Source organism: Deltaproteobacteria bacterium, from assembly GCA_009929795.1.
In the GTDB taxonomy this organism is placed as follows: domain Bacteria; phylum Desulfobacterota; class Desulfovibrionia; order Desulfovibrionales; family Desulfomicrobiaceae; genus RZZR01.
In genome coordinates this window covers 1-26,824 of record RZZR01000025.1, presented here as the reverse complement: position 1 = coordinate 26,824, position 26,824 = coordinate 1, and the positions used below count along the sequence as shown (strand labels likewise).

The 26,824-nt window shown below is 56.5% G+C and carries 24 protein-coding genes and 1 pseudogene; 22 read left to right on the top strand and 3 right to left on the bottom strand.

Features of this window, described 5'->3' with window-relative positions:
• Positions 1 to 188 precede the first annotated feature (188 nt).
• The 10 genes from EOM25_04655 to mtnA are packed head-to-tail and all read left to right on the top strand — an operon-like array spanning position 189 to position 11,769.
• Positions 189 to 665: a hypothetical protein gene (locus EOM25_04655; GenBank protein NCC24482.1), complete on the top strand. Its 477-nt coding sequence runs from the start codon at positions 189 to 191 to the stop codon at positions 663 to 665.
• 16 nt (positions 666 to 681) lie between these two features.
• Positions 682 to 1,503, top strand: coding sequence for a HAMP domain-containing protein (locus tag EOM25_04650; protein NCC24481.1), 822 nt, complete (start codon positions 682 to 684; stop codon positions 1,501 to 1,503).
• Positions 1,500 to 2,006, top strand: coding sequence for a hypothetical protein (locus EOM25_04645; GenBank protein ID NCC24480.1), 507 nt, complete (start codon positions 1,500 to 1,502; stop codon positions 2,004 to 2,006). Before EOM25_04650 ends, EOM25_04645 begins: the two co-directional genes overlap by 4 nt.
• Positions 2,007 to 2,028: 22 nt before the next feature.
• Positions 2,029 to 3,261, top strand: a complete 1,233-nt coding sequence (locus EOM25_04640) for a hypothetical protein (GenBank protein ID NCC24479.1) — start codon at positions 2,029 to 2,031, stop codon at positions 3,259 to 3,261.
• A gap of 7 nt (positions 3,262 to 3,268) precedes the next feature.
• On the top strand, positions 3,269 to 5,599 hold the full coding sequence (locus tag EOM25_04635) for a type II/IV secretion system protein (GenBank protein ID NCC24478.1): 2,331 nt from the start codon (positions 3,269 to 3,271) through the stop codon (positions 5,597 to 5,599).
• A gap of 16 nt (positions 5,600 to 5,615) precedes the next feature.
• Complete coding sequence (locus EOM25_04630; GenBank protein ID NCC24477.1) at positions 5,616 to 7,418, top strand: hypothetical protein; 1,803 nt, start codon at positions 5,616 to 5,618, stop codon at positions 7,416 to 7,418.
• Positions 7,324 to 8,604 (top strand): transglycosylase, encoded by a 1,281-nt coding sequence (locus EOM25_04625; GenBank protein NCC24476.1) that lies wholly within the window; start codon positions 7,324 to 7,326, stop codon positions 8,602 to 8,604. The genes EOM25_04630 and EOM25_04625 overlap by 95 nt, the downstream gene beginning before the upstream one ends.
• A gap of 8 nt (positions 8,605 to 8,612) precedes the next feature.
• Entirely contained in the window at positions 8,613 to 9,266 is a 654-nt protein-coding gene (locus EOM25_04620) for a DUF4254 domain-containing protein (GenBank protein NCC24475.1), read from the top strand.
• A complete protein-coding gene (gatB, locus tag EOM25_04615) occupies positions 9,263 to 10,696 on the top strand; it encodes an Asp-tRNA(Asn)/Glu-tRNA(Gln) amidotransferase subunit GatB (GenBank protein ID NCC24474.1) in 1,434 nt (477 codons plus the stop codon). Before EOM25_04620 ends, gatB begins: the two co-directional genes overlap by 4 nt.
• A gap of 35 nt (positions 10,697 to 10,731) precedes the next feature.
• Positions 10,732 to 11,769, top strand: coding sequence for an S-methyl-5-thioribose-1-phosphate isomerase (gene mtnA / locus EOM25_04610; protein NCC24473.1), 1,038 nt, complete (start codon positions 10,732 to 10,734; stop codon positions 11,767 to 11,769).
• Positions 11,770 to 11,842: 73 nt separating this feature from the next.
• Here the strand turns inward: mtnA and EOM25_04605 are convergent.
• Positions 11,843 to 12,034: pseudogene (locus tag EOM25_04605) on the bottom strand (hypothetical protein).
• A 230-nt stretch (positions 12,035 to 12,264) separates the two neighbouring features.
• On the opposite strand from EOM25_04605, the gene EOM25_04600 reads away from it, so the two are divergent.
• From EOM25_04600 to EOM25_04550, 11 genes are all read left to right on the top strand, one after another.
• Positions 12,265 to 12,741 (top strand): chemotaxis protein CheW, encoded by a 477-nt coding sequence (locus EOM25_04600; protein ID NCC24472.1) that lies wholly within the window; start codon positions 12,265 to 12,267, stop codon positions 12,739 to 12,741.
• Between the two features lie 172 nt (positions 12,742 to 12,913).
• Positions 12,914 to 16,336 carry a transcription-repair coupling factor gene (gene mfd / locus EOM25_04595; protein ID NCC24471.1) on the top strand — a complete coding sequence of 1,141 codons (3,423 nt, stop codon included), beginning with the start codon at positions 12,914 to 12,916 and terminating at the stop codon, positions 16,334 to 16,336.
• Positions 16,333 to 17,325, top strand: a complete 993-nt coding sequence (locus EOM25_04590; protein ID NCC24470.1) for a hypothetical protein — start codon at positions 16,333 to 16,335, stop codon at positions 17,323 to 17,325. The genes mfd and EOM25_04590 overlap by 4 nt, the downstream gene beginning before the upstream one ends.
• An 18-nt stretch (positions 17,326 to 17,343) precedes the next feature.
• Positions 17,344 to 18,285 carry a hypothetical protein gene (locus tag EOM25_04585; protein ID NCC24469.1) on the top strand — a complete coding sequence of 314 codons (942 nt, stop codon included), beginning with the start codon at positions 17,344 to 17,346 and terminating at the stop codon, positions 18,283 to 18,285.
• A 273-nt stretch (positions 18,286 to 18,558) separates the two neighbouring features.
• Positions 18,559 to 19,503: a helix-turn-helix domain-containing protein gene (locus EOM25_04580; protein NCC24468.1), complete on the top strand. Its 945-nt coding sequence runs from the start codon at positions 18,559 to 18,561 to the stop codon at positions 19,501 to 19,503.
• A 34-nt stretch (positions 19,504 to 19,537) separates the two neighbouring features.
• A complete protein-coding gene (locus EOM25_04575; protein NCC24467.1) occupies positions 19,538 to 20,926 on the top strand; it encodes an RtcB family protein in 1,389 nt (462 codons plus the stop codon).
• Positions 20,902 to 21,645, top strand: coding sequence for a DNA repair protein RecO (gene recO, locus EOM25_04570; GenBank protein NCC24466.1), 744 nt, complete (start codon positions 20,902 to 20,904; stop codon positions 21,643 to 21,645). Before EOM25_04575 ends, recO begins: the two co-directional genes overlap by 25 nt.
• A gap of 34 nt (positions 21,646 to 21,679) precedes the next feature.
• Positions 21,680 to 22,555, top strand: a complete 876-nt coding sequence (glyQ, locus tag EOM25_04565) for a glycine--tRNA ligase subunit alpha (GenBank protein NCC24465.1) — start codon at positions 21,680 to 21,682, stop codon at positions 22,553 to 22,555.
• 66 nt (positions 22,556 to 22,621) lie between these two features.
• Positions 22,622 to 22,846, top strand: coding sequence for a type II toxin-antitoxin system HicB family antitoxin (locus tag EOM25_04560; GenBank protein NCC24464.1), 225 nt, complete (start codon positions 22,622 to 22,624; stop codon positions 22,844 to 22,846).
• Positions 22,846 to 23,079, top strand: coding sequence for a type II toxin-antitoxin system HicA family toxin (locus EOM25_04555; protein NCC24463.1), 234 nt, complete (start codon positions 22,846 to 22,848; stop codon positions 23,077 to 23,079). The genes EOM25_04560 and EOM25_04555 overlap by 1 nt, the downstream gene beginning before the upstream one ends.
• Positions 23,080 to 23,103: 24 nt before the next feature.
• Positions 23,104 to 24,327: an LL-diaminopimelate aminotransferase gene (locus EOM25_04550; GenBank protein ID NCC24462.1), complete on the top strand. Its 1,224-nt coding sequence runs from the start codon at positions 23,104 to 23,106 to the stop codon at positions 24,325 to 24,327.
• Here EOM25_04550 and EOM25_04545 read toward each other — a convergent pair.
• Both EOM25_04545 and EOM25_04540 read right to left on the bottom strand, forming a co-directional pair.
• Positions 24,324 to 24,857 carry a cyclase family protein gene (locus tag EOM25_04545; protein ID NCC24461.1) on the bottom strand — a complete coding sequence of 178 codons (534 nt, stop codon included), beginning with the start codon at positions 24,855 to 24,857 and terminating at the stop codon, positions 24,324 to 24,326. The genes EOM25_04550 and EOM25_04545 overlap by 4 nt on opposite strands.
• Complete coding sequence (locus EOM25_04540; protein NCC24460.1) at positions 24,854 to 25,987, bottom strand: cysteine desulfurase; 1,134 nt, start codon at positions 25,985 to 25,987, stop codon at positions 24,854 to 24,856. The genes EOM25_04545 and EOM25_04540 overlap by 4 nt, the downstream gene beginning before the upstream one ends.
• 93 nt (positions 25,988 to 26,080) lie before the next feature.
• Here EOM25_04540 and EOM25_04535 point away from each other — a divergent pair.
• Positions 26,081 to 26,824 (top strand): asparagine--tRNA ligase (locus EOM25_04535; GenBank protein NCC24459.1); only part of this gene is annotated, 744 nt, incomplete at its 3' end.

Here is a 26,824-nt window from a genome sequence, read left to right as displayed (position 1 = left end):
GAACATGGCCCTGCGCTTCGAAAACGATTACGTTCACCTTCGGCAGGTCAAGGATGTCTTCATGGTGGTCGTTGTAGGCGGAGAGATGTCCTATTCCGAAACTTCGATCTTGTTGGACGAAGTGGACCATATGTGCCTATCCGAAAGTGGAAAGATCATCGATAAAATCAAATTCTGGAGATAGGGGCATGCAGGAAAAAATCGGACTTTCCTCCGTCCGTGTGCGGTTGATGCCCACACAAAAAGATGTACAGCTGACTTCGGCAGAGTGGAACATTGTAGTTGCTTCCCAGAATGCATCGAGCGCCGAGCAAGTCGTGTTGAAACTCAAGATGGACCCCGCCGCATTTGTTGCCGCTTCCAAAAAAATTGGTTCAATGGGGCTTTTGAAATTTGAGAAAATCGAGCCCCAAGCGAGCGTTTCTCAAGATAATCCCGTTCCGGAAGAATTTTGGAATTCTCTGGAGGCCGAACTTTCTCGCCATATTGGCCCCATCGCCTCGGCAGTCATTGACGATGAGCTGGACGCTTTGAAGATCACTCCCCAGACGGCAGGAAAAAACCATCTGTTCATCTTGGTTGAGAATTTATCACGAGAAATCGGTTCTTCAACAAGCAAGGTCGACTTTCAAAAGAAGATGACCCAATTCATCAGAAAAATTTGAAAAAAGTGAGGTCCGCATGAAGCTGAGGCTGAAATTCATTCTTCTTTTCGTCGTCATATCGATTATTCCTCTCGTCATCGCCGGAGGAGCCGGTTTCTACCACATCAAGCTGGTTGCGGACGAGGCTTTGGAGCTTTCAGAAAATGCGCTCAAATCACAGTCAGAAGTGATGATTGATCGCATTGCCACTGATATCGCAAAGAATTCCGAGCTGTTGATTCAGCACCTGGAAGTCGGCGACAAGGCCGAGTTGCAGTTTAGGCCCGACTTCGCATCGGCTGTCGTCCAAGCCTTTGGCGAGAGCGGGTACACGTATCTGATCAGTGAGAACAACGGCGCATATTCGTATTTCCTGCATCCCAGTCCCAAGACTATCGGCCAGGATGTGATGAGTAGCGACATTAAACAGCTTTTGATCGGAAAGGGAAATGTCAGTGCGTACATTGACGGAGGCAAACACTATGCCGCTTTAGTCCCTATCGGAGGCCTCGGGCTCTACATTGTCGCCCAGATGGACACGGAGGAGGTTTTGAGGTCCGTTGAGAGCATGAAGGAGAAAATTAACAACTCCATTGAATCGTTTCTCATCCAATACAATATCGGAGGACTGGCCACAGGTGCGGTTGTTCTGCTGCTGGCCCTTCTCTTTGCGATTCGAATCGCACGGCCCATTACCGAGTTGACCAAGGTGGCTGAAAAAATATCCCTCGGAGACCTCAACGCTCCCATTGGAATCAAGCGGAAAGACGAAATCGGTGAGCTGGCGGATGCCCTTCGAAGAATGCAGGCCAGTCTCAAGAAGGCCGTTCAACGGTTGCAACGGAGGAGAAGTTCATGAGAATATTTTTTCCTCGACCGATCAACTGCCTCGTATTCTTGCTTTTTTTTGTTATACCGCAAACCACTTGGGCCGAAGAGTTCTTGGTTATCGACGACTCGAAATTTGCTGAATTTGGTGGGCTTGAAAAAAATAGGGTCTATTTCTCCCACGACTATCATGCGGATCATTATCAAATCGAGTGCAAGCACTGCCATCATGTATATAAGAATGGTGTTAATATTTGGGACGAGAGCATGCCTGTCGATGAATGCTCTGTCTGTCATGGGACAAATAAGGTTGAGTTGACCAATGCTTATCACATGAATTGCTGGGGATGTCATAAGAGACTCAAGGAAATTGAAAGTAGGTCAGATGCTCCAACTGTGCAATGCAACGCTTGCCATCTCAGCCCAAGTGATTATGCAAAAGAGAAGAAAAGAGTCGATGAAAAATTGAAGACCAATAATGTGTTGATAGATAAATTTTTGAAATCTGGGAATATCAAAGGTTTTTCCCAGTAGCCGTACAATAAGGTTTTTTGTGATGCAAAATAAAATCGACATCAAGGAATTCGAGAAAAATGCTTTTTCGGTCATCGATGATTTTTTCTCGGAAGATGGCAATGAGGAAGGGCTCTCTCTCGTTGAGTCCGATCTAGATGTCCCGGAAGATCGTGAAGATCTTGCCGGTTTGATTCTCGGTCTCGAGTGGGAGTTTTCCGAGGAAAACATCAATTCCATAATTGAATTGGCGACCAAGAGCATGGAAGAGGAACGTGCCAGAGACGCCAAAATTTTCTACACGATTATCATCAATATTTGCAGTTATTTCCTTGCCGAACAAAACAACGCCCATCCGCAGACATTTCAGCTTTTGAAGGGCACATTCAGCAATTTTGAGCGATACCGAAAGATCAGTGGTCACGAAGACAAACGAAAAATTATTGAAACTACTGTCACAAATTACAAGACATTCAAAGCCGCCATTCTGAAATCAGTTCCTCTGCAGGATTCATCGGCCAAGATGCTGGACCGGGGAAAAGGTCCCGCCATTGATTCCTCCGGGATCGTAGCCCAACTTAACGCAATTATTGATCAAAGGCTGTCGCGCATAGAGCAGACTCTTGAGCAAATTTTGCAACATGTGAGCCCGACATCGTCGGTCATTACCCCGCCACTTTCCAAGAATGCGGACGAAGTGGGCGAGGGACTGGACTTGAGCGGTGATTTGATTAGCGACTCCATTGGTGACATGCTTTTCGATGCTCCGAAGGGAGAACCCGTATCTGGCGGCACTGAATATCAAGACTTAGAAATGGATGATCAGAGGTACGAGGCTGACGGGTTTATTGATCCGGAGTATGTAGTTCTGGTTGAAGCCGGAAAAACAAAGCTGGCGATTGAGTCGGAAAAACTTTGCAATACATATAAGTTTTCCGTGGGGAATCTCAAGAGCCGATCGAATGGTGAGTCCTTCAAGCTCCGTGAGGTCAAGTCTGCACTCATGAAGCTGTCCAAAAATGCCGAGGGACCGGCAGCTTCCATGTCTGACAAGGAGCTGGGAGAACTGACCGTTCGGTTCGTGAAGACATCTGAAGATATTGGAAGGTTTGATCTTTTGGTATTCACCAACAATGAATGGCTTCTGGTCAATTGCTCCAGCATAGACACGAAATCCATTTATCTGCCTGAACGCGTCCGGCGGGAACAGGATGGAACCATAATGCTTGACATTACCGGAGTCGGCGAGGTCAAGCTGTTGGCTTTTGCGGGATAGCAATCGCATGCTGGATCAGACCAATTTCTCCACCAAGCTCGAAGAGGCAGCTTTGTATGCTGGCCAGGGCCTTGATGAGGATGCGAAAAAAATTTACGTTTCCTTGATCAAGGAACTTGCTCCATTCAAGACCCAGCCAGGTATATTATCTCAGATCAAGCAGTTGAAAGATCTCTTGGACAGGCTGGCCGTTGTGGAGGAAACCCCGGCGTCGGCGATGAGCGTGAGCTCTCAAGAAAGTGTATCCGAAGAGGATGTGTTCACCAAGGCCATAGCCTTCAAGAATTTGGAGCTTTACAAAGACGCCTTGAACGAGTTCGACAAAATCATTTTGTCAACGGATAACAACGCTGTCGCCAAAGAAATTTTCGATATTTTTTTTCAGCGGAAGAATTTCAAAGAGGGAATAGAGTATTTCAAGGGCAAAATCGACTCCTGCACCAAGTCCTCGGCCAAGGACAGTCTCCTGTTCCATCTGGCCCGTTTGTATGAATTAGATGGCGATTATCTCATGGCTGCAAAGGCCATGCAGGATGTTCTTCGACCTGGTCGTTTTGATAACTTCAAACAGCGTCTGGCTTCAATACGGTCCAGAACCGATCGTTTGACATTGCCTGACTATCTGGTGGGGAGGTTTATCGGCTCAAATGAAAAACAAGATTTTCTAAAATTTGTTCAAATCAATCCCCAGTATAAGCTTATAGAAATTTTTTCACATCAGTACAAGATTCCGTTCAAAGAAATTTATCAGGCCATATCGGACTACTACGGGTGTGAGTATGTAGCCATCGTTCCTGATAAATTTGAAATTGATAGAAATTTGATCTGCGATTTGAAAAAGGAATTTCTTTTACAGAATATATTTATTCCCTTTAAGAAGGAAAAATCGAAAATTTTTATCGTCACAGATGATCCTCACGATATCAATCGCGAGGATTTGTACAGAAAAATTTTTTCCAGCAATGAGCTGGTATTCAAGGTTTCTTCAACCGAAGAAATCACCGCTGCCATCCACCACCTCTTTGATGCCGAGGCCTACAGCCATGACAAGATCAAGGAAATAATCGAGGAAGTCGACAGCGAGGACTCCGGCGTCGAAGAATTTGAAACAAACAACGATGCCTTGCAATCAGACAGCAAGGCAGTTCAATTTGTCGAGCGCCTGCTGACCGACGCGTGGAGGCGGAACGCCTCGGACATTCATATCGAGCCATCGGCGGCTCATGCCAAGGCTCGGATCCGGTTGCGCGTCGACGGAATTTGTCAAGAGTACGCCAAACTTCCTCACAAGTTCTGCAAGGTGGTCGTTTCAAGGCTGAAAATCAAGGCGAATCTGGATATCGCCGAAAGGCGCATGCCTCAAGACGGTAAGATCAAACATTTTTTGCCCAACAAAGAATTACTTGAGCTTCGAGTGGCCACTTTGCCCACAGCCAATGGCAACGAAGATGTGGTCATGCGCCTGCTACACGGAGGAGGGCCCCTGCATTTCAATCAGCTGGGCATCGCTCCGTACAACTACGAAGTCTTCAAGGCCCTGGTCCAGAAGCCATACGGATTGCTTCTCGTCGTTGGACCGACCGGTTCGGGCAAGACCACGACCCTCCACTCCGCCCTCGGGTTAATCAACACTCCTGAACGAAAGATCTGGACTGCAGAGGATCCGATCGAGATCACTCAAGACGGTCTCCGACAGGTCCAGGTGAATGCCAAGATCGGTCTGTCCTTCGCCGCTGTGCTACGATCTTTCTTGAGAGCGGACCCCGATGTGATCATGGTTGGTGAAATGCGCGACAACGAAACCGTCACTACAGGCGTTGAGGCATCCCTGACCGGACATCTCGTCTTCTCTACCCTGCACACCAACAGCGCTCCCGAAACCATCACCAGACTCCTGGAAATGGATCTTGATCCACATCATTTCGCCGACTCTCTTCTTGGTGTCCTGGCACAGCGCTTGGGGCGTCGTCTATGCAAGAATTGCAAGGTTCAGTACGAGGTCGCCGATGATGAGAAGGAGAATCTCATCCGCGAGTATGGGCCGATTCGTCACCAAGTTGTGCAGACCTTGTTCGATCAAACCAAAGAATTGTACAAGGCCAGCCCGAACGGATGCCCGGAATGCAACCAATCTGGTTACAAAGGTCGGGTCGGCTTTCATGAATTGCTTGTCAACTCGACGGCCATCACCGAAATGATCAAGAAACAGGCCTTAACCGAAGAAGTTCGCCAAGCAGCCATCGGGGCCGGAATGGTCACGCTGAAGCAAGACGGCATCTACAAGATTTTGAAAGGCGACACGGATCTGAAAGAAGTCTTGCGGGTCTGCATCCAGTAGCAGCCATTCTCCGGCCATGCCATCCTTTCCCAATATCGATTCCATCGAACACCTGTATTTTGGGAAGAATCCATACCTTGACGCATGGATTCTCTATTTCATGACTGAGAATGGAATCGACTATTCGAGTTCACCAGAAAAGAACGCTTCTCCTGAACAATTGCGGTTCATGGTCGATCTGGATGAGGATCGATTTTTCGCTCCGTGCTCCGACTGGATGCTTTTCAACCTCTTGAATATCGACAGATCAGACGCTCTTCTCAGTGAATATAAACTTCAATGGAAAAAGTATGTTTTTCTGGTTCGTTCGTATATCAAGGACTCGTATACGAGAAAGAAAATTATTGCTTTGTCTCGGCATAAGTTCCACCAAGTGTTGGAAACTTCTTTTTTGATTCCATCAAGGCTGATCAAGCAACTCATAACCATTTTTCTATCCCAATGCGCCATCGAGGATCCACTTTTCGCCCAAAAGTGCGAAATGAATCGAAGAGCCTACGATTTTCTACACGGGCACGAGTTTGGCGCCTTCATAAATGCTTGCCCCCGCCGTGATCTGCCATGCGAAAGCATCTCCAGCTTGCGCTGGAGCCTGAATCTTCTCGAGCTCAAGAGGTTGATGAGCGCTTCGCTGTGTAACGAAATTTGGCAGGACCAAACCCTTGACACCCCCTTGATCATCCTCTGTGATCGTCTTTTCGCCTCATTGGGCGAGGTCGGCGACCAATTACGCCCACTCCTTGATCCAGACCTTAGGGGACGCCTGAACATCCTTTTCTTGCCGGACCGGGCAGGGGGGCTGGTATTCGACATTGAAATCGTCAAAGTTCTGAACATGCTTGGTCATCGGGTCATTCTGGCCCTCAAGAGCGGTTTCTATTTCGACACGACAAGCTTGTGGGATTTGGGGAGCGATCCGATTCTCTCGGAGATCTTCAAGAGCTCATACCTAGTGGACAAAAAAGACATCTCAAAAAAAGATCTGCTGAACATCATCAATACGCACGGCTTCGTGACCATCGGCGACGGGACACGAGAACGATTGAATCTGTATCGGACGAGTCTGACCTTCGCCAGGGCCTGGAAGGAATGCGATGTGGTGATCGCCAAGGGGGAACGCAATCACCGAAGGCTTTTTCTCAATTCGTATCAGTTCACGAGAGACATCTTTTTTTTCTACCGAGCCGGAGACCGTGTCGAGGTTGTCGTCAAGCCCAAGTCCGCTCGGGTCCGGAAGTATTCCGAGAAAGACATCATGTTGATGGCCGATTCGATTATCGCGACCATGCGCAAGAAGCGTCTGTCCGGAGAGATGGTCGTTTTCTATAGCGGAATTATCGGCAGCATTCCAGGGCAGACAAAAATGGCGATCAAGCTCTTAAATGTCTTTGTCGAGTACTTACGCAAGAAACTTGAAGGGGCACTGATCATCAACCCAGCCGAACATTTTGCCCCTGGCATGGATGGTGACGATCTGATGTACATGTGGGAGCGGGTCCAGCGCAGCGGGTACATTGACGTTTGGCGGTTTCAGACAGTTTCGGACATTGAAAAAAGCTTTGAACTTTTGGGGGAAAAGGTTCCTTCGGTCTGGACCGGCAAGGACGCCACTTATTCGACCGGTTGCACCAAGGAAATGGGTATCGCCCTCTCGGTTCAAAAAGAACATCCGGAAATGCAGATCATTGGCCCGGACCCGGTTAATTTTTTCCGTCGCAAAGAATATGGGGTCGGCAAATATTTCGATGCGGGACTGCACGCGGACTTTTCGCGAGGGCTCGGGCATTCACCCGCCTGGAGCGAGGATGCCCTGGAGTAGATGGATCCTAATCGTCGTCGGTCTGGGTATGCTTTGCCTGGGTGGATGTCAGGATCGGGAACCCCTCTTACTGCCAGCGTCACCAAGATTCGAACCCGCCGAGACCAACGAGATTGATCGGGTTTCAGCCATGCTCCTGAAGGAATTGGGCCAAAGGGGATGGTCGATCTATGCCGAAGCCCTTCAGCGATCCCGGAAGTATCTGGCAACCCGTCGTCAGGATGACCCGGCCCTCATCGGAGATGGGCTTGAGGTTTCCTGGGGCGATCTCCTTAAAACCGTGGACAGACTCCTGGAAAGGGGTCCAGACTTGGCCGAGGGCAAGGGCGATGTTTTGTCCAGTGAGTTCGTCTGGCATGCGTTGCGTCCTCCTCTGTTGGTGACAGGGTACTATGAGCCGGAAATCGAGGCCTCCAAAATACCCGACAGCGACTACGCATATCCGCTCTTTGGCTTGCCGGATGACCTGCATGTGGCGAGGCTGGGAGACTTCCATCCACGCTGGGACAAGGACACCCTTGTCTACAGAGTCGAAAACGGCCGGATTCGCCCCTACTTCGACCGTCGCGAGATCGACATTCAGGGAGCACTGGCCGGGCGTGACCTCGAGCTGGCCTGGGCACGGGATCCGATCGACGTCTTTTTTCTGCATATCCAAGGCTCTGGGCGATTGAAGTTCTCGGACAGCACTACGCGGCACATTCTTTACGCCGGGAGAAACGGAAGGCAGTATGTGGCGTTGGGACGAGTGCTTGCGGCCGGGGGACATATCGGGCCCGACGAGGAGATCAGTATGCAGAAGATCAGAAAGGTCCTGCATGAAAATCCATCCGAGGCCCATGAGTTGATGGCCGCCAACCCGAGTTACGTTTTTTTCCGTTTGGACGACGACGGGCCCTACGGGGCCATGGGCCAGATCCTGACCTCCTTTGTCAGCGTCGCCACCGACCCGACACTTTTGCCCTTGGGTTCGGTTATGGCACTGGATGTGCCTTTGCCCGTGCAGGGGACAGAAGAGGGGGCCGCTGGACATTTGACGACCTTGGTCGCCGCCCAGGACACGGGCGGGGCCATCAAGGGAGCGCATATCGATATGTTCTTCGGGGCTGGTCATGTGGCTTCTATCCTGGCCGGGCACATGAACAAGAAGGGTTCCCTTTATCTGCTTCTGGCAAAAAAACATTGAGGTTGGAAATGATGGGGGTAATTGAGGATTTGAGTCGTACGTTGGCCCAGGCCTGGGGCGACCAGGAAAAACTGGTGGTCATGTGGCACGAGAGCACGGCCATGCCCGAGTTCGAGAATGCCTTGCTTCGAGCCGTGGCCGAGGAGCATTGGCGCAATTTTCAGCTTTGGCATGTCGAGGACAGAGCCCGGAGAACGGACATCGGTGATGCGGCCGTTGCCGAATGCAAACGGCGTATCGACGCCCTGAATCAGGAACGGAACGATTGCATGGAGCGTGTCGATCAGGTCGTGGTCGAGATGATCCAGGAGCATCTTCCGTCTTTGCCCGATGGCCACCAAAGTCCGCGATACAACACCGAGAGCCTGGGAGCCGCAGTGGACCGGATGTCCATCCTCAGTCTGAAGATTTACCACATGATCGAGCAGGCCACTCGTCCCGACGTCAACGATGCCTTCCGACAGGATTGTCGGGACAAGGTCGAAGTTCTCAAGCGGCAGCGAGACGATTTGGCCAGGAGCGTTTCCGACCTGGTGGAGGACTATGCTATGGGTCTCAAGCGGCCCAGAATTTTTCGACAGTTCAAGATGTACAACGATCCCAAACTGAATCCAGAGCTTCAGTCCCAGGCTAGGACCGACTCCGGCGGCGAGGCGCTGTGATGCGATACGAAACGGTGATTGGCCTTGAAGTCCACGCCCAGCTCAAGACCAAGACCAAGATATGGTGCGGATGCCCGACGGATTTTGGGGAAGACGCCAATCGAAACACCTGCCCGGTGTGTACCGGGATGCCTGGAGTCCTCCCGGTTCTGAATCGAACGGCCGTGGAGTACGCCATCAAGATGGGATTGGCCCTCGGTTGCCGGATCAATCCGATCTCGGTCTTCGCCCGCAAGAACTATTTCTATCCCGACTTGCCCATGGGCTACCAGATATCCCAATATGAACTCCCCCTGGCCGAGCATGGCCGAGTGGCCATCCGATGCGGTGAGTCGCGGAAGCTGGTCGGGGTGACCAGGATTCATCTGGAGAACGACGCGGGCAAGAGCATGCACTCGACAGGAGAAAACGCCAGCTATGTCGATCTCAATCGGGCCGGAGTGCCCTTGATCGAGATCGTCAGCGAGCCGGACATGCGCAGCCCTGACGAGGCCGTTGCCTACCTCAAGGCCTTGCACTCCGTGCTCCTCTACTTGGGCATTTGCGACGGGAACATGGAGGAGGGGAGCTTCCGTTGCGACGCCAACGTTTCGCTTCGTCCAGAGGGTCGGGTCGAACTCGGGGTTAGAACCGAGATCAAGAACATGAATTCGTTTCGTAACGTCCACAGGGCACTGGAACTGGAGATCCGAAGACACCGCGGGATCCTCGAAGATGGCGAGGCCGTTGTCCAGGAAACTCGCCTCTACGACGCCGTCCGCAACGAGACCAGATCCATGAGGGGCAAGGAGGAGGCCCAGGATTACCGCTATTTTCCGGATCCGGATCTGCGGCCCTTGGAAGTTCCAGCCGAATGGGTCGAGGCCATCCGGGCCACTTTGCCCGAACTTCCAGGGGCGAAGCGGGAACGTTTCGAGAACGTCATGGGGCTGACTTCAAACGACGCCGAATTTTTGGCCGCAGGCAGAGACTTAGCCGAGTATTTTGAGCATGCCGTGGAGGCCGGAGGAGATCCCAAAAGAATTGCCAATTGGATAACCGGGGAATTCATGCGAATTCTGAACGAATGTGGAGACGGCCTGCGCGAATGCGGCCTGCACCCCCGGGATTTGGCGACCCTCGTCGGCTTGGTCGATGAGGAAGTCGTCAGCGGCAACGTCGGCAAGCAGGTCCTTCGTGAACTGTTTTACCGGGGCGGGGACCCGAAGGACTATGTGAAGAAACAAGGGCTGACCCAGGTCTCTGACGTCTCAGCCTTGGAGGAACTAGTACAGGACATTCTCGACCGGCATCCCGAGGAATTGGTCCGATTGCGCAACGGAGACAAGAAATTGATGGGCTTCTTTGTCGGTCAGGCCATGAGGGCCAGTCAGGGCAAGGCCGATCCCAAAGCCCTGAACGAGATTCTAGCCAAGGTGGTGCGGTCGTGACCGACGAGCACTTCCTGCACGAACACGGTGGGCACATTCGGTTTTTTCCGGACAGGGGGGAGGTCCACTTTCTCGACCAACGCCTGCTGCCGGCCGATGAAAAGACTTTGGTTTGCAAGACTGTGGATGAACTTGTTCAGGCCATGCGGGAGATGGTCGTTCGCGGCGCCCCGGCCATAGGCGTCAGCGCAGCCTACGGATGCTGTCTGGCGGTTCGGGAGGCTTCCGGGTCCGTGGGAGAGACATGGAGGGCCGTTTTGCCCACCTTGCTGGACCACCTGATGAACGCCAGGCCCACGGCCGTCAATTTGGCCTGGGCGGTGAACCGGCTGAAGGGATTATGGACCGGGGCCATGGAGCACGAAGAATTGTACGCGGTTTGGACGCAAGCCGCTCTGGCCCTACACCAGGAGGACATTGAGGCGAACATGGCCATGGGGTGGCACGGGGCAGAGTTGCTGGACGACGGGGACACGGTCATGACCCACTGCAATGCCGGGGCCTTGGCCACCGGGGGGTACGGTACGGCCCTGGGGGTCATTCGGGCGGCCGTAACCAAGGGCAAAAAGATCACGGTAGTGGCCAACGAAACCCGGCCGTTGCTGCAGGGCGCCAGGCTGACAGCCTACGAACTGGACAAAGACCGCATTCCGGTCCGGGTGGCCTGCGACAACGCCTGCTCGGCACTCATGTCCAAGGGCCTGATCCACAAGGTCGTGGTCGGAGCCGACCGGATTGCGGCCAACGGGGATACGGCCAACAAGATCGGGACCATGGGGGTGGCCATCCTGGCTCAGCATCATGGAATCCCTTTCTACGTGGCGGCACCTTGCTCGACCTTGGACCCGAATACGGCCACGGGCGACGGTATCGACATCGAGCAGAGAGCTATCGGCGAGGTCAGGAGCTGTATGGGCGTGCCGACAGCCCCAGTCGGAGTGGAGGCATTCAATCCGGCCTTCGACGTCACACCGGCCGCGTTCATCTCAGCCATCGTCACAGAGCGGGGGATACTCAAGGCCCCGTTTCTGAAATCCATTGCCGTGGCTCTCGGGGGAGGGGAGCTGCGCTGAAGGATCAGGTGCGAGGCCGGTCCACTTGCTCCGACGTATTGGGCCCGGGCAAGAGGATTCGTTCCTGGATAGACCGGAGCTGCAATTCGTAGAGAATGGCCTGTTCGTAGCGGATAGGGTTGGGCGAGTCGGGGATATCTCTGTCGTCAAGATAGATGGCCATATGCTGGCTATCTTCCCAGCAATCGAGAAGTTGCTCTCTTCGGAGCATCTTGAGCTGTTCTTCGAGAAGGTCGTGGTCCATGTCTTTGATCTGTCGGGCCATGTAATGCATATCCTCCGTATACTGGCGACATTCGCACTATGCTTGAAGCGAAGGAGGAAGGCAATTGGATATTTTTTTATTTTATATCAATATGTTGAGTTAAATTTTCGCTCACGGTTCGGGTTGGGTCCGGTTTTTACGAGTTGATATCATGACGGAAATCGTCCTAAGATATTTTTCGCGTCACCATGAGCGGAAACGACGGGCCCTTCAAAGACGGGAGGACAAGGATGCACGAAGAAAAGAAGCGACAGGATGCCGAGCTGCTGCAGTTGGTCACCTTCAGCATCGGTGAGGAGGAGTTTGGGGTCGAGATTCTCAAAGTCCAGGAGATCATCCGCATGCTTGAGATCACCAAGGTTCCCAGGGCTCCCGAATTTGTGGAGGGAGTGATCAATCTGCGGGGCAAGGTCATTCCGATTCTCGATCTGCGAAAACGGTTCGGCCTATTGTCCAAGGACCATGACAAGAACACGAGGATCATCGTCATTGAGATCAATAGCATGATCGTCGGATTTGTTGTGGACTCGGTCTCCGAGGTCCTCAGGATCCCCGCCAACACCGTGGAGCCCCCGCCGCCTGTGGTTTCGGGCCTCGATTCCGAGTACATAAGCGGCGTCGGCAAGCTTGAGGATCGTTTGCTGATTCTGCTCGACCTCAACCGTCTGCTGAGCAACGAGGAGCAGAACGTCCTGGGCCAGGTTTGAGAGGCCATTGTTTCATGTTCAGTCGAGGATGCGGATCGAACCCGATTCCCGTTCCAAAACTGTCGGAGCCGCTCCTTTCCGGGGCGGCTTTTCATCATTGGACGGCGCGGAATCTTCGTTCATCGGCCATCCTTCCTCCCTTGATCGTCAGTCTTGACGGCAGTTCCGGTATATGTCCTGGAATAATATCTTCAAGAAACGTCTGCCTGTAGAAGGAGGCGTCCTCCAAATCCACAAGGCCGGTCCGGCCTCCCAATGTCTGGCCACCAGGCTACTGGTGGACGCCGGACGTTCCGTGGTCGTTCTTTTGGAAAAAGCGGCCTCATTGCCCCTCTATCACGCCTTGATGGAGCTCTTTTTTGGAACTGACGATCGGTCGCAAAGCGGTTTGGTGGTTGATTTTCCGGCCTACAGCCCGGACAGAAACGACCGGCAGGCCTGGGCCGCCCGGTGGAAGGCCCTGTCAGCTCTAGGTTCCCGGCAAGGGGCTCGAGTCGTGCTTCTGCCGGTGGAGAACCTCTTTCCTCGATGGCCCGAGCCGGAAGTCCTAAGTGTCTTCAGCTTGGAGGTGGACAGGGGAGGGGAAGTCGATCCTGAGGAACTTTTGGAGACATTGACCGACTGGGGCTACGAGCGGGTCTCTATGGTCAGCCGGACCGGAGAGACAGCCCTGCGGGGAGGGGTGCTGGACATCTTTACCCCGGGCTACGAGCATCCGGTGCGGATCGAGTTTTTTGGCAACGAAATCGAGGGAATCCGGGTTTTCGAGCCTCTCAGTCAGCGATCAAAGCTGGAACTCGACCGGGCCGTGATCTTGCCGGTGACTCCCAACCCAGGCGGTCTCGGGGCCGGAGCCCGAAGGCTGTGGGCCAACCTGAAACGCTCTGGCGATTTGAGCCCAAAAGCCCTGGCCGATCTTGAGAACCGACTTTTGCGGGCCCGGGAAACCATTCCCCCCGGGCTGTATCACGAGCGCACGGCCGGGCTGGATCGCTGGCTTGATCCCGATGCGACTTTCATTTTGGCCGAGACCGAAGGACTTCGGTCCCGGCTTGAAGAACAGGAGCTGGCCTGGAGACAGACGGCCCGAGACCAGGGATGGCCGGAGCGCTCCGTGGTCATGACCATGGGGGAGGTCCGCGGAACCTGGACCGGCAGAAGCCAGTTGGTCTTCGAGAGTCTGGTCATGGGCCGGGAGCAGGCCGGGCTGGCCCTTCCCGAGCAGGAGATCAACGGCTTCGCGGATTTGTTTTGGAAGCCCGAGGCCAAGGCTCGGCCTTGGCGAACCCTGGTCGATGCCCTTTCGGCATGGGGGAAAGAAGCCAATCAGACGGTGATCGCCTTCCGAAGCGAGCAATCCCGGAAGAAATTTCTCCATCTGGCCGAGCAGGAAGACCTGCATTTCCGGTTGCGGTACTCACCGTCCGATCGGGGGCTCTTCGCCCTGATCTCCCCTTTGAGTCGAGGCTTCCGGCTGGAGTGGAACCAAGTCCGAGTGCTCTCCGAGGATGTGATCCAGCCCCAGATCGACAAGGCCTCGGCTCCGCCAAAGGGTTTCAAGGGCCTTGAGCGACACCACGAACTGGAGCCGGGCGAACTCCTAGTCCACAGGGACTACGGCTTGGGCCGCTTCGAGGGACTAGTTCGTCTCCAGACCGGACAGGCGGCCAACGACTATCTTTTGCTCCAGTACGCCCAGGACGATCGCCTCTATCTGCCCGTGGACAGGATGGGCCTGGTTCAGAGGTATCAGGGTCCGGACGGATTCCCCGTCTCCCTGGACCGTCTCGGGGGGACTGGCTGGGTCAGAAGCAGGGACAAGGCCAGAAAGGCCATCGAACTGATCGCCAGAGATCTTGTGGAGATGTACGCCTACCGCAAGGTGGCCAAGGGCTACACCTATAGCGCGCTCGGGGAGACATACCGTGAATTCGAGGCCGGGTTCGGCTTCGACGAGACCCCGGATCAGGAGGCAGCCATTAGGGACGTTCTTCATGACATGGACCGTCTCGAACCCATGGACCGGCTGATCTGCGGTGACGTGGGCTTCGGCAAGACCGAGGTGGCCCTGCGAGCGACCTTCCGGGCTGTTTCCGATGGCAAGCAGGTGGCCCTGCTCTGTCCGACCACGGTTCTTGCCGAACAACACTACCAGAATTTTCGGCAGCGTCTGGATGGGTTTTCCGTACGTGTGGCCATGCTCTCCAGATTCGTTCCTGCGGCTAGGCAGAAACTCATTGTCCAGTCCGCGGGCCGGGGAGAGGTCGACGTCTTGATCGGGACGCACCGCCTCCTTTCCAAGGATGTCAAGCTCCCGAACCTGGGACTCCTCGTCCTTGACGAGGAGCAGCGGTTCGGGGTCAAGCACAAGGAATTGATCAAAAAGCTCAAGAAACAGGTCGATGTTTTGACCCTGACCGCCACGCCCATTCCGAGGACTCTACAGCTGTCCCTGTCGGGAATCAGGGGCCTGAGCGTGATCGAAACCCCTCCCAGGGACAGAAAGCCGGTGGAAACGGCCCTGATCGAAAGAGAGCCGGATTTGCTCAGGGAGGCCCTGGCCCGGGAGTTGGCCCGGAACGGGCAGGTATTCTGGGTCTACAACCGTGTGGAGGGTTTGGAGGAGCGGGCCATTTTTGTCAGCTCACTGGCCCCGCAGGCCAGGGTGGGCATGGCCCATGGACGGATGGCCAGTCAGGCTCTTGAAGAGACCATGCATAGGTTTTGGCACGGAGAGCTGGATATCCTGGTCTGCACGGCTATCATAGAGTCCGGCCTCGATTTTCCCCGAGCCAATACCCTGGTCGTGGATCAGGCCCAGATGTTTGGACTGGGGCAGCTATATCAGCTCAGGGGGAGGGTGGGCCGGTCCCGGGAGCAGGCCTACGCCTATTTCGTCATCCCCGGGCTCAAGGAACTCGGAGAGAATGCCCGCAAACGCATGCAGGTCATCCTGGACATGGACTACCTGGGGGCTGGTTTCCAGGTGGCCATGGAAGATCTGCGCATCCGGGGGGCCGGCAACATTCTGGGGGAAGTCCAGTCCGGGCATATCGGCAAGATCGGCCTGGACATGTTTTTGGAGATGTTGGAGGAGGAAATCCGAAGACAGAGAGGGGAGCCGGTGATTCAGGAGGTCGAACCGGAGCTGAGCATCGGGTTCAGCGCCCATCTTCCGGAAAGCTACGTTCCGGACGGTGCGGAACGTCTTCTGGTCTACCGCAGGCTGACCACCTGCCGAACAAGGCGGGATCTGGAGGCCGTTCGGGAGGAAATGCAGGACCGCTTTGGCCATCTTCCCGAGACTTTCGAGGCATTCATCCAGGTTCTGGATGTCAAGCTCAGGCTGAAAACCCTGAAGGTGTCCAAGGCCGACATCCAGGCCAAGAGCATGGTCCTGGCCTGGCCAGAGGACGTTGGTTTCATCGATCCTGTCGCGGTCCTGGGCTGGATTTCCTCTCGAGCTCCCAAGGCACGGCTTTTGCCTCCGGCCAAATTGGAATTGCCAATGCCGGAGAATGCTTCTATCGTTCAAAGTCTGAGGAGTTCGGGGGCATTGCTGGACGATCTGATCGAGGTTCTGGGGCTAGGATGAGTCAAAGGCGAGTGTTCGAGGGTGTCTGGTCGATGGTTTTGGCGCTTTTAGCCGCGGCGGGATCGTTTCTGTTTGCCTGCCAGTCCCGCGAGCCGGAGCCGGGGGTCGTGGCCGTTGTCAACGGTGACGCGATCACCCTCCGTCAGCTCAGGTCTGCGTATGATTTTTTGCTGACCGATCGGGAAGATCCGGTCCAGGCCCTGGAGCGGATTCAGGACGACTACGGTCGGATTCTGGCCGGGCTCATAGTCCAGACCCTGGTCCGGCAGGAGTTGGACAGGCGAGGAAGGCCCGTGTCCGATTCCGACATCTTGTCTGTTGAAAACGAAATTCGGGCAGATTATCCAGAAGGACTCTTCGAACAGACATTACTCGAAGAATGCGTCGATCTCGACGAATGGCGGGAAGGCATCAGGACCAGATTGGAAGCCGAACGGTTTCAGCAGGAAATCCTCAGACCGGAGGTCAGGATTGATCCCGAGGAGATTCGCGAGTATTATCGCCGATACTCTGAGGATTTTGTCCTGCCCGAGCGGGTCGTTTTGGTCATGATCCGGGGAAGCGATCGGGATGAGACCTTGGCCGGAGCAAACTTGGCGGCCAAGTACAAGGACATCGACAAGGCCGCGGCTGAGCTGTCCGGACTGGATTTCCAAAAGGCCACCTTCAGCCTAGGTCGGCTGGTCCCCGAGTGGAGCGAGGCGGTCAAGGACTTGGCTGAGTGGAAGCCCGGGCCGGTCATGGCCGAAAGGAATAATTTTCTGGTTTTGATGCCGACGAAAAGGATTGAGGCCGGATCGGCCCCGCTATCCCAGGCCTATGCGGTGGTCGAAAGGGCCGTGGTCGGAAACAGGATGGACCGGGCCTTCAATGACTGGCTCGACGCCCGGCTAGCGAACTCCTCCATCGTGGTCAACAAGACCCTGACAGTCGGCATGGGCCGGGAGGATAGGCCAAAAAATGATGAGCTGCAGGATCGAAACGAATGATAATTATAGGATTCGAACATGAATAGATCGTGTGCTTCACGCATCACATTTTTTCTGCTCTGGGGCCTTTTCGTATCCGTTTCGGCTTGGGCCGAGGTGGTGGATCGGGTCGTGGCCAAGGTCAACGACGAGATTATCACTCTGTACGAGCTCAACGAGACGGTCAAGCCGCTGATCCAGAGGTTTCAGGGACAGTCCCTGGGCCCTGAGGAGAAACAGGCCATCCTGGGGATCAAGTCCAAGATTCTCGGTAGCATGGTCGAAGACCGTCTGCTGGCGGCCGAGGGCAAGCGGCTGGGCATTGAGATCACCGATGCGGAAGTCAAGAACGAAGTTCGGTCCTTCAAGCGCAAGAACGGTCTGACCGACAAGGAGCTCGAGGAGCAGCTCCGCCTGCAGGGAATGACCGTGCAGCAGTTCGAGAACAAGATGCGTCGGGACATTCTCAACCACCGTCTGCTCGGATTCATGGTCCAGCGCAAGGTGGTCATCACCGAGGAGGAGATGCAGGCCTACTACGATGGGCACACTGCAGAGTTTTCCGAAGAAAAGATGGTGACTTTGCGAATTATCGTTCTGGACAGCCCGGCCAAGGCCGCGGAACTGGTTCGGGTCCTGCGGGCCGGGGACATGAAATTCGTCGATGCGGTCGAGCGCTATTCCCAGGGTCCAGGGGCGGACAACGGCGGACTCATGGGTCCTGTGTCCTGGAAGGATCTAGGGCAGGAATGGAAGGATGTTCTTTCGACCATGAATCCCGGCCAGGTATCGGACCATTTTTACGTGGGAGAGAACGTGGCTGTGATCGAGTTGGTGGAGATAACCTCGGGCGAGCCCAGGCCCTTTGACGAGGTCCGGGACGAAATTCGAGAAGCTTTGTATCGTCCGAGGCTTGAAGCGAGATTCGGTGAGTACATGGAGGGTCTCAAGTCCAAGGCCGTGATCGAAGTCCTGCTTTGAACCCGAGGGTCGAGATGGGGCCACTTGTCCCGCCTGGCGGGGATAGGGTGCGGCTCGAGAGAAGACGGGCAAAGATTTTCGGTACGAGGGAAAGGCGTATGTTTCTTCCTGGACACCGGACCATTGACGGCCGGCTGTCGGTCATGATTCCCTTTCGCGTTGAAGGATTTTTTGCCGTGTCCTTGATTTAGTTTCTCGTTTCGAAAAGAAGACTCCGGTTTTCTTGAACCTCTGCGAATGGATGCACTACTTTGGACATGAAAGCGAGATGTCATGAAACTTGACGAACTGGGACGGCTACTTCGCCAAGTGCGGGAGGACAAGGGGCTGACCCTGGACGAGATCGCGGCCCGGACGAAAATCGGCCGTCATGTGCTCCAGGGGATTGAGGACGGTGCCATGTCCGCATTGCCCCATAGGGCGTATGCCAAGGCATTTGTCCGGGAATACGCCCGGCAGCTCGGGGCCGAGATCGAGAACCTGCCCGGGATTCTGGACGGAATATTCGCCACAGGCGAGGAGGAGCGTCAGCAGTTCGAGTCCTTCGCTGCCATGCACGAATTGGCCGAGGCAGATGGATGCGTGTGGAGAAAGTTCATGCCCGTGGTGATTCTGGTTTTAATGGCCGGTCTGTTGGGCGGACTCTATCTTCTGTACAGGACGTTCATCCAAGCTCCTGACCCCAAGGAGCCCGGACTCTCCTCACCCATGACCCAGCAGGAGCCTGCGGCCCTCGTCGATCGGTCCGTGTCGGAGGACAGATGGCCGGGCGTAACCGAGAGGGACGACGGGGCCGACACTTTGAAATCCGGTTCCCAGGGGATTTTCGAAGCCAGTGACGAGCAGGCCCATGGCTTGACCGAAGAGGTTGGTCCGGAAGCCGTTGAAGAGTTCGAGGCCGTGCCGGATGGTTTCGACAACGGCGTAAGAGACTTGATCGGGGAGCCCGAGGCTCATGGCCAGCGCGAATTACAGATTCAGGCAATCATGGATTGCTGGATGCGGGTCGAGGTCGACGGCAAGAGGCAGGATCTGTTTCTCAGACCGGGGCAGGAGGCCACGTTCATTTTTTCCGAGGCCATCTCCGTCAAATTTGGTAACGCAGGTGGGGTGAGAGTCTTCGTCAATGGCGAGACCTACCCCTTCGAGGCCAAGTCCGGTGAGGTCAAGACCCTGATCATCGGGGGCGAAGGCCTGAACGCCACTGAAGGGGCCTGAATATCGCGGCCGTTTTTCCCCGCACGCTTCATCGATGAACGACAAGGCACTCGTTCGAATCGGCCTTTTGAATCGGGAAGTCCGGCTCACGGCAGCACAGGCCTTGACCGAAACCATGAAGGCCGGAATGGCCCGGAAGAAGGCCGAACAGACTCTTCGCAGGGTCGTGGCCGACCCGGCTCCATACTCGACCGATCCGATCTGGGGACCTCTGGCCAGGGTACTTGAGAGACCGGGCGGATCAGACCGCAAGGGAGCCGAGGCTCCCTTTTTCGTCTGGGGTCAGGATCTTGACCGCGAGGCCATGGCTCAGATGGAGGAGGCCTGCCGTCTGCCGGTGGCCGTGCGAGGTGCCCTGCTTCCCGACGTCCATGTGGGCTACGGGTTGCCCATCGGCGGGGTCCTGGCCACGCGCGGGGCAGTCATCCCCTATGCCGTCGGCATGGACATCGCCTGCAGGATGCGTCTTTCGGTTCTGGACGGCAATCCAAAGCGCCTGGATTCAGATCGCGAGATCCTGATCCAGGCCCTAGAATCCGGGACTAGGTTCGGAGTCGGGGGAACCTTCTCGCCACCGCACGATCACCCGGTCATGGATCGGGATTGGGACCTTTCTCCTGTTCTCAAGAAAAACAAGGACCGGGCTTGGCAACAACTGGGCACAAGCGGGGCAGGCAACCATTTCGCGGAATTCGGATTTCTCGAAGCCCCGGAAGGTCTAGGCACCGTCGAGCCGGGTCTTTACTTGGCCCTGCTGACCCATAGCGGGAGCCGAGGCACGGGGGGAGAGGTGGCCACCCACTATAGCCGCCTGGCCGCTCGACTGAGACCAGGGTCCGGGCGTTTGGCATGGCTGCACATGGACAGGGCCGAAGGCCGCGAATACTGGGCGGCTATGGCCCTCATGGGCCACTATGCAGCAGCCAACCATGAACTCATCCATCGGCATGTGACCGAACTGGCCGGATGCCGGATTCGGGCCACGGTGGAGAATCATCACAATTTTGCCTGGCGAGAACGGGTGGAAGGCGAGGGAGAACTAATAGTGCACCGCAAGGGAGCGACCCCGGCTCATGCCGGGGAACTGGGCATCATGCCGGGAACCATGGTCAGCCCGGCCCATGTGGTCGAGGGCCTGGGCAATCCGGCCTCTCTTTGGTCGGCGGCCCATGGTGCTGGCCGACGTATGAGCCGTAAGGAGGCGGCCAGAAAGTTCTCGATGCATAGGATTTCGGAGTTGCTGGACAAGCACGGGGTGACAGTCTTGTCGGCCGGCCCGGACGAGGGTCCCGATGCCTACAAGGACATCGACGAGGTTGTCTCGGCCCAGGCCAATCTGGTTCGATCCGTGGCTAGGTTCTATCCCCGAATAGTCAAGATGGCTGGAGAGCGGAGAGCATGGAGTTTTCGGAGCGGGTCATAGTCTTGAAGACCGGGCGGTTTCGGGAGCAGGACATGTGGGTCCGGCTTCTCTCGCCCACCCAGGGAGTGGTCACGGCTTTCGCCTTTGGCGGCTGCCGGAGTCGCCGACGGTTCTGTGGATGCCTGAACAGCCTGGGGCACGTGCTGTTTCGGATGCGTCGGGGGCGGATGGGGCATCTCAACCTGGAAGAAGGCGTGCTGTTGGATGGATTTCCCGGTATCAAGGCTGACGCGTCCAGGATGGGCATGGCCGGAAATTGCTGCCTGTTCCTCCAGGCCGCCCACGAGGGAGGCCCGGACAGCTCCAAGGCCAGCCTTCTTTTGCTGGGCGTTCTTGAGGCCCTCGAGTCTGTGGGGGAGGTGTCCTGGCTTCTGCCTCTGTTTTTTAGAGCTGGCCTGGCCTTTTCTCAGGGCTACGAGCCGGATTTCGAGCGATGTGCCACGTGCGGCCGGGCCATAACCGAGTCTCCGCAGGGCATCTTCCAGGTCCGGGAGGGAAAGATGCTCTGCCCAGCCTGCAACCACCTGCCGGGGCCGAGCGTGACCGTGCCCGTAGAGGCGGCCCTGCTTTTGGCTCGGCTCGGTCAGGCCGAACCCCGGGAGTGGGCGAGTTGGCATCCGGTCCAGGCTGTGCGTCAGGGATGTTTTCAGATGATCGAGGCTCTGGTGCAGTGTCACCTGGGCTTGGCTTACAAGAACAACCGCTACGTGCGGTGCTGATTTCCGGGCCTCGGGGCCCGGGGAGGGAGAAGAAATGAACTTTCAGGACGTCATTCTCGGCCTGCAGAAATTTTGGTCCGATCAGGGGTGCGTTCTGCAGCAGCCCTATGATCTGGAGGTCGGGGCAGGCACCTTTAATCCGGCCACGTTTCTCCGGGTTCTGGGTCCCGAACCATGGCGGACGGCCTACGTCGAGCCCTGCCGCCGACCCACGGACGGCCGCTACGGCGAGAACCCCAATCGACTCCAGCACTACTACCAGTTTCAGGTCATCCTTAAGCCGGCTCCGGCCGACATTCAGGGACTCTATCTCCAGAGCTTGGCCGTTCTAGGCATCAGGGCCGAGGAGCACGACATTCGTTTCGTGGAGGACGACTGGGAGTCCCCGACACTGGGGGCTTGGGGTCTGGGTTGGGAGGTCTGGCTAGACGGCATGGAGGTCACCCAGTTCACCTATTTCCAGCAGGTCGGGGGCATCAACCTGGAACCCATCAGCGTGGAGGTCACCTATGGCCTTGAACGCCTGTCCATGTATCTTCAGAACAAGGATTCAGTCTACGACCTGAGTTGGAACGGCTGGGGAGTGACTTACGGCCATGTCCATCATCAGAACGAGGTCGAGCAGTCCACCTACAATTTCGAGGCTAGCGACCAGACCATGCTGTTTTCTTTTTTCGACCGCTGCGAGGCAGAGGGTGAGCGTCTTTGCGGTCTTGGCCTGCCCTGGCCGGCCTACGATCAATGCCTCAAATGCTCGCATTTGTTCAACCTTCTCGATGCCCGAGGGGCCATCTCCATCACCGAGCGAACGGGGTACATCGCTCGGGTCCGCAAGCTGGCTTCGGCCGTGGCCCGACTCTATGTGGCCCAGCGCGAAGCAATGGGGCATCCCATGATGGTGACGGTTTGAGCGTGTTCCGATGCGCGTTTGCGGGGAGTCATGACAAATCCTAAAAAATTTCAGGAGATGAACATGCTGAAGCAGCTCAAGATCATCGTCGAAAAACATCCAGAAGGCTATGTGGCCTATCCAGTCGGATTGAAAGGCGTTGTCGTGGCTGAGGGTGAAACCTACGATGAGGTCTTGGTAGAGATACGATCAGCCATCGAGTTCCATATCGAAACTTATGGAAGCGAGGTGTTTGAAATGGAAAACATGGCTCAAGAGATTTTTGTCGCCGAAACAGCCGTTGCCGTCTAATGCCCAAATTCCCAGCCGACGTTCCCAGAGAACAGGTCATAAGAGCCTTGCAGGCCCTCGGCTTTGTGCTTGTTCGCGAAGGAAACCATATAGCCATGGTTCGCCAAAACGCTGACGGAACGCGGACACCGCTGACAATGCCAAATCATCGGCAGATCAAAAGCGCAACCCTGAGGACTATTTTACACCAATCAGGGATCGGTCGCGATGAATTTTTGCATGTTCTGAGATAACCGCTTGAAAAAAAGGATACCGACATGATCCTCATGAACGAACATTATTCCAAGCTCCAGGCCTCCTACCTTTTCTCGGACATAGCCAAGCGCATCAAGGCCTTTCAGGCCGCCAACCCGAACAAAGAGATCATCCGCTTGGGCATCGGGGACGTGACCCTGCCCCTGCCCCAGGCCTGTGTCCGGGCCATGCACGAGGCCGTGGACGAAATGGCCAGGGCCGAGACCTTTCGGGGGTACGGCCCGGAGCAGGGGTATGACTTTTTGCGCGAGGCCATAGCCACGCACGATTTTCAGGCCCGGGGAGCCAAGGTGGACCCGGATGAGGTTTTTGTCAGCGATGGGGCCAAGTGCGACACGGGAAATTTCCAGGAGCTCTTTTCGACCGACATCCGGGTCGCCATCCCGGACCCCGTCTACCCGGTCTACCTGGACACCAACGTCATGGCCGGACGGACCGGGGCCTTCCAGGACGGACGCTATGAAGGTGTCCGGTATCTGGACTGCACCCGGGCCAATGATTTCGTGCCTGATCTGCCCAAGGAAGACGTGGACATCATCTATCTCTGCTTTCCGAACAACCCCACCGGGGCGACCATCGGTCGCGAGGCCCTGAGTCGCTGGGTGGAGTATGCCCGGGAGCACAAGGCCCTCATCCTTTTCGACGCCGCCTACGAGGCATTCATCAGGGATGAAACCCTGCCCCATAGCATCTACGAGATTCCCGGAGCCCGGGAGGTGGCCGTTGAGTTTCGAAGTTTCTCCAAGACGGCCGGATTCACCGGCACCCGCTGCGCATATGCAGTGGTGCCCAAGGAGTGTCTAGTCTACGACTGCGACGGCCAGGGGCATAGTCTGCACGCCATGTGGAACCGTCGTCACACGACCAAGTTCAACGGGGTGTCCTATCCGGTTCAACGGGCAGCCTTGGCCGTGTACGGCCCGGAAGGCCGGGCCGAGGTCCGGGACTTGTCCGACTACTACCTGGAGAATGCGGCCATGGTCCGGCGGGAGATGGCCGAGCTGGGATTGTTCACCGTGGGCGGGGAGAATTCGCCTTATATCTGGGTTGAGACCGGCCGCGATTCCTGGTCCTTCTTCGACCTGTTGTTGAACGAGGCCGGGGTGGTCTGCACTCCCGGGGCGGGTTTCGGCACTTGCGGACAGGGATTCGTGAGGATCAGCGCCTTTAATAGCCACGAGAACGTGGTCCGGGCCATGGAGCGGATTCGGAAGGTCCTGGGCTAGTCCACCAAGGCCACGGCCCTGATTGGGGAACCGTCCCCGTCCATGATGGTCAGAGGCAGGCCCCAGAACTGGAAGGACTGAACAGAGGACAGGCGATCGACGCCGAGCAAGTTCTCGTAAACGACAATACCGGCCGCCAGAAGGGCCTTTTCAACGTCCGGATCGGGCTCGGCTTCCACGGGAAAGCCCACGAATGGGGGAGCCGCGGCCAGGACGACCGGGACGAGGTCCATGTCCAGGCCCGGACCGGCCACGATGAGGCCCAAGCCGGAAGGGGCGTCCGATCCTGGCCGCCACAGGACGGTCGGGCCTTGGAATCGGGTCAGAGGAAGGTCCGCAAGGCTGGCCCCTCCTGAGATCATGTGCGAGGGGACGTTGACATGGGTCCCGGCATGAGTGCCCAGCGAGATCCGGCGAAGTTCCCATCCATGGGTTTCCAGGGTGTGGACGGTGTCGATCTCCACGGGCGGGTCGCCTGGATAGACGGCCATGTTTGGGTTCAAAGGCAGGGTCAGGTCGAGGATCGTCACGTTGGCCCCAGCTCGGCCAGGGTCTCGCCCAGACGGTCGAGGAGTTCGTCCACGTCACGAGCATTGATCATCCGGCCCCAGGAAAAGCGGATGGTGCCCTGGCCCGTGTCCGGAGCCACGCCCATGGCCTCCAGAACCCGGGACATGCGGACCTGGCCTGAATGGCAGGCCGCGCCCGCAGACACCGCCACCTCCCGGGCCAGCAATCCGGAGAGGATATCCCCGGCCCGCAGCCCGGGGAAGGCCACGCTCATGGTCCCCGGCAATCGGGGAGCCTCGTTGGAGTGAAGGACAAAGGGACGTGGACACCGGCCAAGACCTTCCAGAAATTGTTGGCCCAAGTCACGTTGCCGGTTCGCCTCGGCTTCAAGGTCCTCATCGGCCAGGGCCGCAGCCTGGCCCAAGGCGGCCATGAAGGCCACGTTTTCAGTGCCAGGCCGCAGGCCATGTTCCTGGCCTCCGCCCCGGAAGATCGGGTTCAGCCTGATTCCGGATCGGATATACAGGGCCCCGACGCCCTTTGGGGCGTACATCTTGTGTCCGGCCACGCTCATAAGGTCGACCCGAAGCTCGTCCACCCGGACCGGAATCTTGCCCACGGCCTGGGCCGCGTCGGTATGGACGAGAATGTTTCGTTCCCGGCACCAGGCCGCGATCTCAGCCAGGGGCTGGATGGTCCCGACCTCATTGTTGGCAAGCATGATGGAGACCAGACGGCTATCGGCCCGGCAGGCCCGCCGGACATCGGCCGGGTCCACCAGACCCTGGGAGTCCACGGGCACGACGGTCAGGGTCACGCCCTGATCGGCCAGCCAGCGGGCCGGTTCAAACACGGCCGGATGTTCCACGGCGCTGATGACCACGTGCCCTTTGAAATCGGGAAAAAGCCCCAACAGTGCCCAGTTGTCGGACTCGGTGGCTCCGGACGTGAAGACGATTTCTTCGGGCCCGGCTCCCACAAAGGCTGCCAAGCGGCCCCGGGCCCGTTCCACGGTCTCCCGGGCGGCCAGACCCCAAGGATGGAGGCAGCCGGGGTTGCCGTACGCTTCCTTGAAACTGGGGAGCATGGCCTGCAGGACCCGGTCGTGGACCGGGGTAGTGGCGTTGTAGTCGAAATAGAGCGGTTTCATGACTGAATGTATCCCGGTGTTGCCCCCAGCCGCCTCCAAGGGTAGATACGGTTGGAAAGATAAAGTTCAAAACAAGGCCAAGGAGTTGAAGCGATGAAGAGCATGTCCGTACGGGCCATTCTCACAGCCCGGGAACCTCAGGACGACATCCGCGTCCAGGGCTGGGTGCGAACCAAACGCGAGGCCAAGGGATTCTCCTTTCTGGAGGTCAACGACGGGTCGGTCCCGGCCAATGTCCAGGTCGTCGTAGATGGAGCCCTGCCCTGCCACGATCTTCTGACCGAAATCCATACCGGAGCCTCGGTGCAGGTGCAAGGCGACCTAGTGGCCTCGCCGGGCAAGGGTCAGGCTTGGGAGATCAAGGCCCGAGACGTCGAACTGATCGGCTCGGCCGATCCGGAAACCTATCCTCTTCAGAAGAAGCGGCACACGGACGAATTTCTGCGGGGCATCGCCCACCTTCGACCGCGAACGAACAAGTACGGGTCCATGCTCCGCATCCGGTCGGAGCTGTCCTTTGCCGTGCATGACTACTTCCGGACCCGGGGTTTCTTTTACCTCCACGCCCCTATCATCACCGGGTCAGACTGCGAGGGGGCCGGGGAGATGTTCAGGGTGACAACCTTCGACCTGACCAACGTACCTATAGTCAAGGGCGAGGCCGACTTCAGCCAGGACTTTTTCGGACGTCCGGCCTCGTTGACAGTTTCCGGCCAGTTGGCGGCCGAGAATGCGGCCTGCGCCCTGGGCAAGGTCTACACCTTCGGGCCGACCTTCCGGGCCGAGAATTCCAACACCCCTCGGCACGCCGCCGAGTTCTGGATGATCGAGCCCGAG

Excerpts from the sequence above, each read along its gene's own strand:
- EOM25_04655 (NCC24482.1), top strand. The coding sequence starts at position 189 with ATGCAGGAAAAAATCGGACTTTCCTCCGTCCGTGTGCGGTTGATGCCC.
- EOM25_04650 (NCC24481.1), top strand. The coding sequence starts at position 682 with ATGAAGCTGAGGCTGAAATTCATTCTTCTTTTCGTCGTCATATCGATT.
- EOM25_04645 (NCC24480.1), top strand. The coding sequence starts at position 1,500 with ATGAGAATATTTTTTCCTCGACCGATCAACTGCCTCGTATTCTTGCTT.
- EOM25_04640 (NCC24479.1), top strand. The coding sequence starts at position 2,029 with ATGCAAAATAAAATCGACATCAAGGAATTCGAGAAAAATGCTTTTTCG.
- EOM25_04635 (NCC24478.1), top strand. The coding sequence starts at position 3,269 with ATGCTGGATCAGACCAATTTCTCCACCAAGCTCGAAGAGGCAGCTTTG.
- EOM25_04630 (NCC24477.1), top strand. The coding sequence starts at position 5,616 with ATGCCATCCTTTCCCAATATCGATTCCATCGAACACCTGTATTTTGGG.
- EOM25_04625 (NCC24476.1), top strand. The coding sequence starts at position 7,324 with ATGGGGTCGGCAAATATTTCGATGCGGGACTGCACGCGGACTTTTCGC.
- EOM25_04620 (NCC24475.1), top strand. The coding sequence starts at position 8,613 with ATGATGGGGGTAATTGAGGATTTGAGTCGTACGTTGGCCCAGGCCTGG.
- EOM25_04600 (NCC24472.1), top strand. The coding sequence starts at position 12,265 with ATGCACGAAGAAAAGAAGCGACAGGATGCCGAGCTGCTGCAGTTGGTC.
- mfd (NCC24471.1), top strand. The coding sequence starts at position 12,914 with ATGTCCTGGAATAATATCTTCAAGAAACGTCTGCCTGTAGAAGGAGGC.
- EOM25_04590 (NCC24470.1), top strand. The coding sequence starts at position 16,333 with ATGAGTCAAAGGCGAGTGTTCGAGGGTGTCTGGTCGATGGTTTTGGCG.
- EOM25_04585 (NCC24469.1), top strand. The coding sequence starts at position 17,344 with ATGAATAGATCGTGTGCTTCACGCATCACATTTTTTCTGCTCTGGGGC.
- EOM25_04580 (NCC24468.1), top strand. The coding sequence starts at position 18,559 with ATGAAACTTGACGAACTGGGACGGCTACTTCGCCAAGTGCGGGAGGAC.
- EOM25_04575 (NCC24467.1), top strand. The coding sequence starts at position 19,538 with ATGAACGACAAGGCACTCGTTCGAATCGGCCTTTTGAATCGGGAAGTC.
- recO (NCC24466.1), top strand. The coding sequence starts at position 20,902 with ATGGAGTTTTCGGAGCGGGTCATAGTCTTGAAGACCGGGCGGTTTCGG.
- glyQ (NCC24465.1), top strand. The coding sequence starts at position 21,680 with ATGAACTTTCAGGACGTCATTCTCGGCCTGCAGAAATTTTGGTCCGAT.
- EOM25_04555 (NCC24463.1), top strand. The coding sequence starts at position 22,846 with ATGCCCAAATTCCCAGCCGACGTTCCCAGAGAACAGGTCATAAGAGCC.
- EOM25_04550 (NCC24462.1), top strand. The coding sequence starts at position 23,104 with ATGATCCTCATGAACGAACATTATTCCAAGCTCCAGGCCTCCTACCTT.
- EOM25_04540 (NCC24460.1), bottom strand. The coding sequence starts at position 25,987 with ATGAAACCGCTCTATTTCGACTACAACGCCACTACCCCGGTCCACGAC.